This is a genomic window from Methylobacterium endophyticum, from assembly GCF_050591105.1.
GTDB lineage: Bacteria > Pseudomonadota > Alphaproteobacteria > Rhizobiales > Beijerinckiaceae > Methylobacterium.
The window spans coordinates 1-12,392 of sequence record NZ_JBNHES010000012.1; the positions used below are offsets into that span (position 1 = coordinate 1).

The 12,392-nt window shown below is 69.9% G+C and carries 11 protein-coding genes; 5 read left to right on the top strand and 6 right to left on the bottom strand.

Annotated elements, in window-relative coordinates:
* The first annotated feature begins 149 nt into the window (after positions 1 to 149).
* Positions 150 to 713 carry a Rossmann-fold NAD(P)-binding domain-containing protein gene (locus ACP56T_RS13960; RefSeq protein WP_430912733.1) on the top strand — a complete coding sequence of 188 codons (564 nt, stop codon included), beginning with the start codon at positions 150 to 152 and terminating at the stop codon, positions 711 to 713.
* Between the two features lie 96 nt (positions 714 to 809).
* Here the strand turns inward: ACP56T_RS13960 and ACP56T_RS13965 are convergent, their stop codons facing one another.
* Positions 810 to 1,478, bottom strand: a complete 669-nt coding sequence (locus ACP56T_RS13965) for a glutathione S-transferase family protein (protein WP_430912734.1) — start codon at positions 1,476 to 1,478, stop codon at positions 810 to 812.
* Positions 1,479 to 1,617: 139 nt separating this feature from the next.
* The gene (locus ACP56T_RS13970; RefSeq protein WP_430912735.1) at positions 1,618 to 2,523 is read right to left on the bottom strand and encodes a LysR family transcriptional regulator; all 906 of its coding nucleotides are present in this window, start codon (positions 2,521 to 2,523) and stop codon (positions 1,618 to 1,620) included.
* Between the two features lie 209 nt (positions 2,524 to 2,732).
* Here ACP56T_RS13970 and ACP56T_RS13975 point away from each other — a divergent pair, with 209 nt between their 5' ends.
* Complete coding sequence (locus tag ACP56T_RS13975) at positions 2,733 to 4,961, top strand: CHASE3 domain-containing protein (RefSeq protein ID WP_430912736.1); 2,229 nt, start codon at positions 2,733 to 2,735, stop codon at positions 4,959 to 4,961.
* Positions 4,962 to 4,965: 4 nt separating this feature from the next.
* On the opposite strand, the gene ACP56T_RS13980 is transcribed toward ACP56T_RS13975, so the two are convergent.
* Positions 4,966 to 6,300 (bottom strand): GAF domain-containing sensor histidine kinase, encoded by a 1,335-nt coding sequence (locus ACP56T_RS13980; RefSeq protein WP_430912737.1) that lies wholly within the window; start codon positions 6,298 to 6,300, stop codon positions 4,966 to 4,968.
* Positions 6,301 to 6,425: 125 nt separating this feature from the next.
* Between ACP56T_RS13980 and ACP56T_RS13985 the strand changes: the two genes are divergently transcribed.
* The 3 genes from ACP56T_RS13985 to ACP56T_RS13995 are packed head-to-tail and all read left to right on the top strand — an operon-like array spanning position 6,426 to position 8,223.
* Entirely contained in the window at positions 6,426 to 6,788 is a 363-nt protein-coding gene (locus tag ACP56T_RS13985; protein WP_430912738.1) for a response regulator, read from the top strand.
* Between the two features lie 20 nt (positions 6,789 to 6,808).
* The gene (locus ACP56T_RS13990) at positions 6,809 to 7,276 is read left to right on the top strand and encodes a VOC family protein (RefSeq protein WP_430912739.1); all 468 of its coding nucleotides are present in this window, start codon (positions 6,809 to 6,811) and stop codon (positions 7,274 to 7,276) included.
* Entirely contained in the window at positions 7,273 to 8,223 is a 951-nt protein-coding gene (locus tag ACP56T_RS13995; RefSeq protein ID WP_430912740.1) for a hypothetical protein, read from the top strand. Before ACP56T_RS13990 ends, ACP56T_RS13995 begins: the two co-directional genes overlap by 4 nt.
* Positions 8,224 to 8,254: 31 nt before the next feature.
* Here the strand turns inward: ACP56T_RS13995 and ACP56T_RS14000 are convergent, their stop codons facing one another.
* From ACP56T_RS14000 to ACP56T_RS14010, 3 genes are all read right to left on the bottom strand, one after another.
* Entirely contained in the window at positions 8,255 to 9,544 is a 1,290-nt protein-coding gene (locus ACP56T_RS14000; protein ID WP_430912741.1) for a flavin monoamine oxidase family protein, read from the bottom strand.
* Positions 9,545 to 9,610: 66 nt separating this feature from the next.
* Positions 9,611 to 10,375: a DNA-binding protein gene (locus ACP56T_RS14005; protein WP_430912742.1), complete on the bottom strand. Its 765-nt coding sequence runs from the start codon at positions 10,373 to 10,375 to the stop codon at positions 9,611 to 9,613.
* Positions 10,376 to 10,505: 130 nt separating this feature from the next.
* Complete coding sequence (locus ACP56T_RS14010; RefSeq protein ID WP_430912743.1) at positions 10,506 to 12,353, bottom strand: recombinase family protein; 1,848 nt, start codon at positions 12,351 to 12,353, stop codon at positions 10,506 to 10,508.
* Positions 12,354 to 12,392: the final 39 nt, after the last annotated feature.

Sequence of the window (12,392 nt, forward strand, 5' to 3'; positions counted from 1 at the left end):
CGACCAACATCCCGCGCAAGCCTCCCGTTCGAGCCGGAAGGCAGTGTGGATGACTTGTCCTGGGGTCCCGTTTGGACGCCGATTACCCCAAAAACGGGGTCCTTATTCCACGCCTAATCACACTCGACGGCTCGGGGTTGGAGCGGGTCGTGGCGCAGTCGACCTACGGCGGCCGCCCCGGCGAGGGCATCGGTGATCTCTCCGTCCTCTACGGCCTGGAGACCGGCCTACGCGCGCAGGCCATCCCGGCGGCGGTCATCCGCTGCGCCTACCTCATGAGCAACTGGGACGCCGCGCTCGGACCGGCGCGCGAGCGCGGCGAGTTGCCGACGATGTATCCGGCGGAGCTCCGGATCCCGATGGTCGCCCCCGCCGACATCGGGCGCCTCGCGGCCGACCTGCTCGTGGGCGAAGGCGGGACCGACCGGCCGACCTACGCCGAGGGGCCCGAGCGTTACTCCAGCGTCGAGGCCGCCGTCGCGTTCGGCCAGGCGCTCGGACACGACGTGGCGCCGGTCGTCACGCCGCGGGACGGCCTTGAGCCGGCCTTCCGCGGCCTCGGCTTCTCCGAGGCCGCGGCTAGGTCCTACGCGCGGATGACGGCGGCCGGCATCGACGAGGGCTTCGAGCAGCCGCTTCGCCCATGGCGGGGCGCCGTCACCATCGACGCCTATGTTCGCGACCTGGTCGAGCGGACGTCGAGCATGCCCTGAAACGCCCGGTTCTGCTTCGAACCGCCGACCTCTGCCGGCGCGACCCGATAATCAGGGCTCGTCCCAACGGCCGCCATCGACGTCTCGCATGCTCGCTCAAGATGAGAGGCCGGCTGCGGCAAGCACGCCATCGATCCGTAGGTCGACCTCCTTCTTGGTGTCGGCCCAAGCCGGGACCGTCTCCAATAGACGTCGCTGCCAGGCGACCAGGTTCGGGAACTCCCCGAACGGCACCCCGGTGCGCTCCGACTGGGAGAACGGCGCCGCGATGTCGAGATCGGCCAGGGTCAGGCGGTCGCCGACGATGAACGGGCGATCGGCCAGACGGGCGTCGAGCACGGCCGCGGCCTCCCGGATCTTCCGCGCCGCGAGGGCGACAACGCCGGCGTCCTCGGGCTTGCCGAGCAGGCGGTTCACGATCCTCTCGTCGAACGTCAGGGTCGAGAAGACCCGCCACTGCTCGCCCGACCAGAACATCCACTGCAGCACCTCGTACCGCTCGCGCGGGGTCCGCCCGGGAAGGTCGGAACCGGCCTTCTCGGCGAGGTAGAGGTTGATCGCCGAGGCCTCGTAGAGGACCACGTCGCCGTCCACCATGACCGGGGTCAGGCCGTGCGGGTTCAGCCGTAGGAACTCCGGCGTGTGGCTCTCGCCCTTGAACAGGTCGACGTTCACCCGCTCGATCCCGACGCCCATCAGGCGCGCCGCCGTCGTCACGCGTCGAAGGCTGCCCGAACCCGGATCGCCGTAAATTTTGATCGTCATAAGCCGTCTCACTCGTACCGATGCGACATGGCAGGGGCGCCAAACCGCTTCCGAGCGGACAGGTAGCCGGGAGTCGCCGGTCGGATGAGAGGCGGTCGTGGAATTCCATCAATTCCGCGAGGGAATGGACGGCCCGATCTCACTCGATCCTGAGTTCGGGCTCGGCGGCGAAGATGCGGGCGAGGAAGTCGACGTAGAGCCGGACCCTCGACGGCACGCGCCGGCCCTGCGCCGTGACGGCGTGGATCGGGAACGGCTCGGGGACGTAATCGCGCAGCAGCGGCACGACCTCGCCCGAGGCGAGCAGGTCCGAGAACAGCCAGCTCGCCGTGTGGGCGACGCCCAGTCCCGCCAGCACGGCGGCGCGCATGTGCTCCGCGTCATTCGAACGGAAGAAGCCGGCAGGATGTACTGTGAGCGGACCCTCGGGCGCCGCGAAGCCCCAACCCATGGTCTCCCCATGGAAGACGTAGGCGATGCCGTCGTGCCCGGCGAGTTCGGCGGGCGTCTTAGGACGGCCGCGGCGGCGTACGTAATCCGCGGATGCCACCGTCATCATCCGCATCGTGCCGATGCGCCTCGCCGTAAGGGCGGATCCGGGTAGCCGCCCGATGCGGATCGCGACGTCGACGCCCGCCTCGATCAAGTCGACGCGGCCGCCGGAGACCTCCATCTCGATCGAGACCTCCGGATGCGCCGCCCTGAACTCAGGCAGCCTCGGGATGACGAACAGCCGGTCCAGGGCCGGGGATGATGTGACACGGACGGTGCCCAAGGCGGCGGCCCGGCCAACGGCAACCTGCTCCTCGGCCGCGGCGAACCCGTCGAGGAGCTGCCGGGTAGCATCGTAATAGTCCTGTCCGGCCGGGGTGACGCTCAGCCTCCGCGAGGTGCGGGTGAGCAACTGCACGCCAAGCCGCGCTTCCAGGGCCGCCACGGCCTTGCTCACGGCTGGCTGTCCGATGCCGGCCTCGCGCGCGGCCCGGGAGAAGCTGCCGCCCTCGACGACGCGGACGAAGATATTGAGCGCGTCGATCCGATCCATCCATGCATTCCGCATCGGAATGGGTGGGATGTCGAGAGCCTTCGTATCGGACCTCGTCGCCGAAGATGTTCACGAGGAGGCCGAGGGAGCGACGTCGCGACGCTTCCTCGTTCCCGCCGGAATCGATAGGCATGGACAGGACATCACCCACCGCAAGCGCGCGCGTCTCTCGCTGGCGTCCCGGCATGGTGCAGCCTGGCCCGGACCCCATGACCCAGTACCTCGTCAAGCGCGCCAACCTGCTCGTCTTCGGCGTTCTCCTCGGCATCCTCACCCTCGTCGGGGCGGCGACCTGGGAGAGGCTGAACGCGTCCCGCCAGGCGCGCGAGGCCTCGCAGCACAGCTACGACGTCCTCCTCGCGTCGAAGGATCTCGCGATCGCCCTGCGAGACGCCGAGCGCGGCCAGCGCGGCTACGTCCTGACCGGCAAGCAGGAGTACCTCGCCCCGTACGACGCCGCGCGCGACCGCCTGGGCGTGCTCCAGGGCGAGTTGCAGAAGCTCACCGCCGACAATCCGGCCCAGCAAAGCCGCCTGCGCGAGCTCGCGCCGGTCATCCAGCACAAGCTGGAGGAGCTCGCCCAGACCGTGCAGGCGCGCCGCGACGGCGGATTCGACGCGGCCAAGCGCATCGTCGACACCGACGCCGGCCGCGACTTCATGGTGGATGCCGAGCGGACGCTGTCGGCGCTGCAGGCCGACGAGCAGGCGCTCCTGGCGGAAAGGCTCGTCCAGAACGACGCGCGGGCCGGCTGGGTCCGCTGGATGGTCGTCGGCGGCTCGCTCCTCGCCATCCTGACCCTGCTGTGGGCGGCGAGGCTCCTGAACCAGGCTTGGTCGAGGTCCTACCGCGTCGAGGCCGAGCAGCGCGCGCTCGCCCTGCGGCTGCGCACCTCCCTCGACAGCCTCAGCCAGGGCGTCGCCGTCTTCGGCCCGGACCGCAGGCTCACGAACTGGAACGAGTGCTTCCAGGTGCTGCTCGACCTGCCCAAGGCCATGGTTCGCCCCGGCACGGCCTATTCCGCCTTCGTCGAGCACACCGCCGAGGCGGGTCGCCCGGCGCTGGAGCGCGAGGACCAGATCCGTGCCGCCGGCGGCGACCCGCGCGGCATCGTCGTCTACGAGCGGGTGCGCGGCGACGAGCATCATCTCGAACTGCGCCGCACGCCGATGCCGGACGGCGGGTTCGTCCTGACCGTGTCGGATATGACGAAGCGGGCACAAGCCGAGGGCGTGCTGCGCGAGGCGCAGAAGATGCAGGCCATCGGGCAGCTGACCGGCGGCATCGCCCACGACTTCAACAACCTCCTGCAGGTCATCCTCGGGAACCTGGAATTCGTGCGAGCCAAGCTCGCCGGCGACGACAGGATGCAGCAGCGCATCGAGCGCGCCGCATGGGCGGCCCAGCGCGGCGCGACCCTGACCGGGCAGCTCCTCGCCTTCGCGCGCAAGCAGCCCCTGGCGCCGGCCGCCATCGACCTCGCCGCGACCATGCCGGATCTCGTGCCGCTGCTGCGGCGGACCCTCGGCGAGCACATCGAGGTGCGCTACGTCGAAAGCGCCGGTCTGTGGCCCGCGATGGCCGATCCGGCCCAGCTGGAGAGCGCCGTACTCAACCTCGCGCTGAACGCGAGGGACGCGATGCCCGGCGGGGGGCGCCTCACCATCGAGCTCGGCAACAAGGTGCTCGACCACGAATACGCCCGGCACCACGCCGAGGTGACGCCCGGCGACTACACGATGGTCGCGGTCTCCGACACCGGCCACGGCATGACCCGCGAGGTCATGGCCCGCGTCTTCGAGCCGTTCTTCACGACCAAGCCCGACGGCAAGGGCACCGGCCTCGGGCTGGCGATGGTGTTCGGGTTCGTGAAGCAGTCCGGCGGGCACGTGAAGATCTACTCGGAGCCCGGCGAGGGCACGACCGTGAAGCTCTACCTGCCGCGTGCGATCGGGGCCGCCGCCGCGCCAGTCCGCACAGGTACGCCGGCCGAGCTGCCGCGCGGATCGGCCACGATCCTCGTCGTCGAGGACGAGGCCGCGGTGCGCGAGATCGCCTGCGCGATCCTGTCCGACCTCGGTTACCGGGTGCTGGAGGCAGCGGACGGCGAGGAGGGCCTGCGCGTCTTCGGGGCCAACGCCGGCGTCATCGACCTCCTGCTGACCGACGTGATCCTGCCCGGGAAGGTCCGAGGCCGGGAGCTCTCGGAGCGGATCTTGGCGCTGCGCCCAGAGGTGAAGGTCGTCTACATGTCGGGCTACACCGAGAACTCCATCGTCCACCACGGGAGGCTCGACGACGGCGTGCGGCTCATCTCCAAGCCGTTCAGGCGCGACCAGCTCGCCGTCCAGGTGGCGGCGGCGCTCGGTGTCTCGGCGCAGGCCGCCCCGGCCACCGCGGAGAACGTGATCGAGCTCGTGCCCCGGCGCGGCGCGTAGGGCCTCAGGCCGGCATCACGAAGGCGAAGGTCGTCGCCTCTGGCCCGGAGGTGGCCGTCAGCGTGCCGCCATGCGCCCGGGCGATCTCGGAGGCGATGTAGAGCCCGAGGCCCAGGCCCTGCTGGCTCGGCCGGCTCGACGCGCGCACGAAGGGCTGGAACAGGTTCGCCATCGCCTCCGGCGGGATCGCCTTGCCCGCGTTGGTGACGGACAGTTCGAGGACGCCGTCGATCATCTCGCCCCGGACGCTGACCGGCGCATCCTGTGCCCCATGGGTCAGGGCGTTGGCGACGAGGTTGGACAGGAGCTGCCCGATCCGGGCCGGGTCGCAGCGACAGTCGCCGATCCCGTCGAGCTCGACCTCGATGCGGCGGTCGGGATGGCCGGCCGCGAGCTCGGCGACGACCTGCCGGAGCATCGGGGCGAGCGGGACCCTGTCGGTTCTGTCGATGGCGATCCCGCCGCCGAGCCGGCCGCGGGCGAAGTCGAGCACGTCGTCGATCAGGCCGGCCATGCGGCCGACGCTCTTGCCGACGAGGTCCAGGATGCCGCGCCCGCGCTCCGACAGGTTCTCCTTGGCGAGGAGCTTCGCGCCGGCGTCGATCGAGGCGAGCGGATTCCTCAGGTCGTGCCCGAGGACGGCGATGAACTGCTCGCGAAGATCGGCGCTCTCACGTTCGTCCGCGAGCGAGGTCGCGCTGGTCCGCAGATCCGTGCGGGCCGTGGCCAGGTCGGCCTGGCTCGTGGCGAAGTCCGCGCGGCTCGTCGCGAGGTCGGCCTGGCTCGACGCGTGGCTCGCCCGGCTCGTCGCGAGATCCCGCCGGCTCTCCGCCAGGTCGACGGCGCCCGCGGCGAGCCGGCGGTGGGCGTCGATCTGGAAGGCGATCAGGTCGGCATGCAGCCGGAACATGCGCAGCAGCCACGACGCCGAGAGGTCGCGCGGCTCGGGATCGAGCGCGCACAGCACGCCGAAGAACGAGCCGTCCGGCAGGACCACCGGGGTCGAGACGTAGCTGCGGAAGCCGTACATCGAAGGCGTCGGGTGGCTGCGGTAGACGGGGTCGGCCTGCGCGTCCGAGATCACGACCGGCCCCACCGCCTGCCTGACCTCGCGGCAGATCGTGGTGTCGACGGGGAGCTCGCCGCCCGCCTCGATGCCTAGGCCGATGCCATCCTGGACGGCACAGGCCATCCAGCGGTCCGCCGTGACGCGCGCGACCGCGGCGAAGCGCATGCCGGTCGCAGCCCGAACGACCTCCAGGACGCCCGGCACCGCCTCCAGGCCGGCGACCAGCGCCGCGTCGTCCGCCAAGCCTTCCTTCACCGCGCTCTTCCGCACCTCCGGGCCGTCCGGCCACGTTTGTACTTCGGCTTAGGCGTCTCCGCCAGGACGCATGCCCTTGGATCGACGGATCATTCGGCCGCGGCCGGGGTTGAGCTGGTCCGACACGGAGAGGAAGCGCGGTGGCGATCCCGGTGATCCTGGTGGTGGACGACGAGGCGCTGCTGCGCATGCTGGCCGCCGACCATTTCGCCGATGCCGGCTTCGAGGTGCTTGAGGCCGCGAACGGCGCCAAGGCCCTGGCGCTCCTGGCCGAGCGGCCCGACATCGGCGCCGTGATGACGGACGTGCAGATGCCGGGGGATCCGGACGGGTTCGCGCTGGCGCGCCGCGTGCGGGAGCTATGCCCCGACTGCGCCATCGTGGTCGTGTCCGGTCGCGCCTCCCCGGGCCCGGGCGACATGGCGCGCGATGCCCGCTACCTGTCGAAGCCCTATCGCGGCGAGGAGGTCGTGCGGATCGTCGAGGATCTCCTGGCCGCCTGAACGGAATCGTGGAGCATCCGATGCTCAAGCCCCGTCTCGTCGGCCTGAACCACATCGCCCTGGAGGTCGGCGACATCGAGGACGCCCTGCGCTTCTACCGCGCCGTCTTCTCCTTCGAGCTCCGGGGCACCCACGAGGACGATGCGGGCCGAACGGTCATGGCCTTCCTCGACATGGGAGACCAGTTCATCGCCCTGATCGCCGGGCGCGAGCAGCCGCGCGACGACGACCGGCACTTCGGGCTCGTCGTCGACGACCGCGCGAACGTCATGGCGCTCGCCGAGGCGGCCGGTGCCACGATCCTGGACCGCCCCTTCAACTTTCGCGACCCCTGGGGCAACCACCTGGAAATCGTCGCCTACCGCGACGTCCAGTTCACCAAGACCGAGGACGTGCTTCGCGGCATGGGACTGAACCTCGACAAGAGCGACGAGGCCCGCGAGGAGCTTCGGCGAAAGCTGTCCGATGCCGTGGGGCGGCTTGGATGAGCGGCCCCACGGATCCGCCGTCTGCCGCAGGGACGGAGCAATTCAGCGCGACGCAGCGGGAAGTCGGCGACGGCGCGCCCGGAGCGACGGCGGCCTTCCCGTACGATCGGATGACCGTGGAACGGTTCCGCGCCGCGTTTCCCCGCGCCCGTTGGCGCGACGACCTGGGAGCCTGGTTCGTGCCGGGCAGCAGGGCGGAGCGACGGCTCAAGGCGTGGTCCGGGCGCGAGTGGTCGGGCGTCCTGGCCCATGCCGACGAGCGGGGCCGCGACGCCTTCGCCTTCGAGCCGATCGAAAGCCCCTACCTGGAGGCCGCAGACGACATCGCGGTGCGGACGCCGTATTCCCGCGCAGTCGTCGCCGAGCTGAGGATGGTGCCCTGGGCAAGGTGGGATCCCGTCTCGAAGGCGTGGCGGGTGCCGTTTCGGTCGTTGGAGGACCTGCGGCGGCACTGGCCGGCCATCGAGGATGCGGCGCGCCGGGCCGAGCCGGAGGAGCGGCGCAAGCGCGAGGCGAGCCGCAGGGCCTCTGCCGACCACGCCGATAGGCTGGCGGAGGCCGCCGAGGGCCGCCGCAACCGTTACCCTGTGCCTGAGGATGCGCTGCCGCCGCTCGGGCGGGTGCTGCAGACCCATGCGGGATGCGTGGTGTTCGAGGCCGTCAGCGGCGAGGTCGTGGATGCAGCGGTCGCCACCCGCTTTTACCCGGGCGTTGCCACCGGCACGCTGGTCTGGGCGACCCGCCGTAGGGCCACGCACGCGGAACTGGTCAGGGCATGGCCGGCGCGGGCTGCGCCGGATCCCGACGAGCGGGCCCGCGGCTGGTGGCAGCCGACCATCGAGATCCTGCGCGAGGAGCGGCGCAGGGCGGCCTCCATTGAGCGTGCGCAGGCTACGCGTCGATCCCGCAATCACGTTACCGAAGCGGGCGTCATCTCTGACGCCTGAGGGTCCGTATCCGCCGGGCATGAGCGCGGTGTTAGGCCCGTCGCCCTGCGGTGGTGACGACCTTGGCCTGACCGACGAAGGATCGTCCGTCCCGAAGCGCGGCCAAGGCCTCGTCGGCGGCCCGTTGCCCGCTGTCGTACGCCCCGTGGGCGGTCGTGAAGTCGAAGGGATGCGTCGCCTCGCCCGCAAAGAACAGCCGATCCTCGAAAGGCCGGGCCAAACGTGCCCGCGCCTGCGACTGTCCCGGCAGGGCGCAGCTGTAGGCACCGCCGATGGACGCCATCCGGCTCCATGACGTAGCCGCGAGCGGGCGGATGGCCGAGGCCACGTCGCTCCCGAATAGGGCGGCCAGCTCGGCCGACACGTAGGCGAAGCCCGCGGCCGGGCCTTCCTCCTCCAGGATGCGAGCCCCTTCGCCGCCGAGGAACGCCTCGATGACCGGCCAGCCGTTGGGCCGGATCGAGTAGGCGGCGGATCGCGCGTCGCGCAGGTTGCCATAGGCATGCGAGTTCGGCTCGAACGCGGCATCGCGCCCGATCTCCAGGAAGACCTTCTCGTTGCGACCGAGCGGCAGGGCCGCGGCCGCCTCGCGCCACGGGTCGATTCCTGAAGGAAGACGGATGGCATCGCCGGCCAGGACCGCGGTCGAGACCGTGAGGATCGCGGCCTTGGCGTTGACCGTGCCGGCGCGCGTCGAGACGGCGACGCCATTCGACGTCACCTCGATCCGCTCGGCCGAGGTCGAAAGCCGTAAGTTGACCGTTGACGGTAGGCTGGCGGTGACGAGCGTCCCGTAGCCGAGCGGCAGGCTCCAGTTCCGACCCGTGGAGGCCGCATCGTATGCCGTGTAGTCGGTGGCGGAGATGTTTTCCGGCGCGACCCCGCTCATGAAGCCCGCGATGGCTCGCACATAGGCGTTCCACCCGCCCCCGGGATCGAGCGCGTCGCTTGCCCGGTCGCTGCCCTCGGCCACCTGCCCAAGCCGTTCCTCCCAATCGCTGAACGCTTTCCGCGCCGCCGCCTCGTCGTCGTCGCACCGGGCGATGCCGGGGTGCGCCTTGGTCCAAGGCGGGTCGCTCCGGTCGACCGGGAAACCTGATTTCTCCGCGATGCCAACCCAGGCGTTGCGGTCGCCCGAGTGCAACCACTCGCAGCCTAGGTCGAGCGGGTACCCGCCGAGCTCTTGCGTCCAAGCCCGGCCACCGAGGCGCGACGCGGCCTCAAGCAGCAGCGCCGCGCTGCCGTGCGTTGCGAGCCGCCGCGCCGCGCCGATCCCGGCAGCGCCTCCCCCCACGATGATGACGTCGAACTCATTGCGCATGGGTCGAAGGTGAGGACCGTCGACCGGCAGGACAACCACGGGGACGTCGACCTCGCGCCCGCCGCCTCACGCGTGGTGCATGCCGGATCGTGCAGGTGGATTAGCCGCCGGGAGATCATCCTCGTCCGTACGCCGCCTATAGAGACCCTTTCCGGAGCGGGCGAAGAGGCGTTTGTGGAAGATGCGTGTCTCCATCTTCTTTCGAAGGGTCTTGATCGACCATTCCTCCATGTGGGAACGCGCCTCCTCGGCGAGGTCGGCGCCCAGCCGATCCGCGATCTCCACGACGCGCATGGAGCCCTTGTCCGGCAGGAGCGCGTGGATGTCATGCACGACGCGGTCCCAGAAGTGGTCGGCGCGTACCGCTTGCAGATGCCGCCGCGTCTCGGTCAGCTCAACTTCCAGGCCTGCGACCCTGGCCCGCAGGTCCGCCTCGATCGTCCGCAGGGTCTCTAATTGTGCCTGCAGCCCGTCGGCCATCGCGAGCGTCTCCGCGCGCAGGTCCCTCTCGTCCCGAAGTATCGTCTCGTGGCGCTCGCGATCCGCCCCATGGATCAGGTGGGCTTCCTTCTGCGCCGCCGACCATAAGGCGGCGGTCGCTTTTTCCAGGGCCGCCTTGACGGGCGGAGGTACGCCGCCGCGCTCAAGCGCGGGTGCGTAGTTCTTCTCCGCCTTCCACTCCAAGAGGAGCGGACCTATGTCCCGAGGCGAGAATCTCAGTCCGGTACTTTTCAGAAGAACTGCCACGATGGAAGATTGCGCAACGAGAGCGCCCGTGGACCTGATTTCGTCGGCCGCGTCGTAGACTTGGGTTTTCGTGACCACAGCCACCAGCTCCATTGCTGGGTGCAGGTTACGCCGCCGGCGTTAACAGCGACCTTCGCGAACAGCCTTCGTGGTAGTGGTAGTGAACGCCATATCGCTACCACTACCATCTGTTCGGTCGCCAGCGCGCTCGTGGTCAGTCCGGGATCCAGATTTTTCGGTCGGGATCCCACCGCCGAGGCGGTCGCTTGGCCTCCGCCTCGGCGAGCCATTTGGCGCGCCGCCGGAGCTCGGCCTTGGTGGCCTGGTAACCCATCCCGAACATGGACCCGGCCCAGGGGATCCACCCCCGGGCCTCCTCGTTCCACCAATACCCGTCGCGGAACCTGTGCGTGCCGCCATCGACCGTCAGGATGTCGATGTGGCCGTCGTCGTGGCAGTACATGGACGTCACGGTGTTTCGGATGACCTGCCGGACCCGGGTCCGGATGGCATGCGTCTCCTCGTCGGCGGCGTTGCGTTCCTCGTCGTCCTTCGCCTCGGCCCGTTTCCGGGCGAGCCGGATCGTCTCCCCCACCGCCATCACGCGCTCGTCCCGTGCGCCCCGCGCCCTCAAGGTCGTGAGCTTGGCGGAGATGTCGGCGATCTCGCGCTTGAGGCGCGCCCGAGCCGCATCGATCTCGCGCAGCGGGGCCTCGGCGTATTCGTTCAGCGCCCCGAACCGCCGGACGATCCCCTCGCCCTGGGTCTTGAGCTCGGCGGACTTGGCCACCTTCGCCTGGAGCTCCTCGTCGAGCTTCGCGATCTCGCCGCGCGCACCGCCCGAGAGATCGAGGGTCACGAGCCACGACAGCACCGCGTTCTCGGTGTCCTGGTACGGAATGCGGTAAGTGTTCCAGCAGGTGCCGGCTCGCTCGCCCGTGCAGCGGAGCACCGGGGTCGAGCGGGGGCCACGGTCGCGGTAGGTCATCGGCTTCCCGCAGACGGCGCAGGTCGCGACCATCCCGAACAGGTTCGAGATGACCGTGCCCTGGCGGCCGCCCGCGTTCGGGGCGCGACCCATGCGCCTCTTGTTGGCGACGGCCCGGGCCTTGTCCCAGAGCTTCTCGTCGATGACCCGGGGGAAGTAGTCCGGGATGGGATCACCGACCGGGATCCGCGTCGACACCCGGACTCCGTTCACCCGCTCGAAGACCAGCTTGTGCGGTTGGAACTCGCCGATCAGGGCCCTGTTGTCGGTGATCTTCTGGACCGTGCCGCCGTGCCACTGGGTCCCGTGGCCCCAGGGCCGCTTCTCCGGGTCGGGATCGGCGTTCAGGACCCGGGCGATGAAATCTCGGCCGAAGCCATCGGCGAGCAGCTGCATGATGCGGCGAACCACCTCCACGCGCTTCTTGACCTCGACGAAGCCGTCCCCGTCCTTTCGCAGCCAACCGGGAACGCGGGCGGTCAGCTTGCGGGTCGCAATCTTTGCGCGCTTCTGCGTCCATGTGGCCTGGAGGCGCTCCGACTTGATGCGGGATTCCTCGTGAGCCCGCATCAGCGTCATCACGCTGAAGATGAATGAGGCCTGCTGCTCGGCGCCCGATAGGCCCGAGCGGTAGATCCGCTTGTCCGTCAGCGAGACGATGATGATGCCGGCCCTCATGAGGCCGAGCAGCATGTGCTGGGCGATGTCGACCTCGTCGCGGCTGAAGCGGTCGAGGCTCTCGACGAGGAGGTAGGATCCCTTCGGCACCCGACCGTCCGCCACCGCCTTCTGGAAGATGTCGAGCCGGCTGTCCGTCGCGGCGTTCGCTCCTGTGAAGCCCGAGACGCCGATGTCGTTGAGGTCGAGGCTCGTGTTCAGGGTGAGGTGCGGGTTCCTGGCGAGGTAGTCCTCGCGCAGCTGGACCTGCCGCCGGTAGCCGTCGCGCTCGGGTTTGCGGCTGGGATCGGACGCGTTGCGGTCCTCGACGTTCGCCTGCCGTTTCGAGCTGAGGCGGATGTAGCTGTAGGCCCATGCCGGCTCCGGCGGAGGCCCTATGGGGTGCTCGTCTGGCATGTCGCGTCCAGGCTTTCGAGGCTGCGATCTAGGACGATT

Bases quoted from the DNA above. Each gene is read 5' to 3' on its own strand.
- ACP56T_RS13970 (WP_430912735.1), bottom strand. From the start codon at position 2,523: ATGGATCGGATCGACGCGCTCAATATCTTCGTCCGCGTCGTCGAGGGC.
- ACP56T_RS13975 (WP_430912736.1), top strand. From the start codon at position 2,733: ATGACCCAGTACCTCGTCAAGCGCGCCAACCTGCTCGTCTTCGGCGTT.
- ACP56T_RS14000 (WP_430912741.1), bottom strand. From the start codon at position 9,544: ATGCGCAATGAGTTCGACGTCATCATCGTGGGGGGAGGCGCTGCCGGG.
- ACP56T_RS14010 (WP_430912743.1), bottom strand. From the start codon at position 12,353: ATGCCAGACGAGCACCCCATAGGGCCTCCGCCGGAGCCGGCATGGGCC.
- ACP56T_RS13995 (WP_430912740.1), top strand. From the start codon at position 7,273: ATGAGCGGCCCCACGGATCCGCCGTCTGCCGCAGGGACGGAGCAATTC.
- ACP56T_RS13965 (WP_430912734.1), bottom strand. From the start codon at position 1,478: ATGACGATCAAAATTTACGGCGATCCGGGTTCGGGCAGCCTTCGACGC.
- ACP56T_RS13990 (WP_430912739.1), top strand. From the start codon at position 6,809: ATGCTCAAGCCCCGTCTCGTCGGCCTGAACCACATCGCCCTGGAGGTC.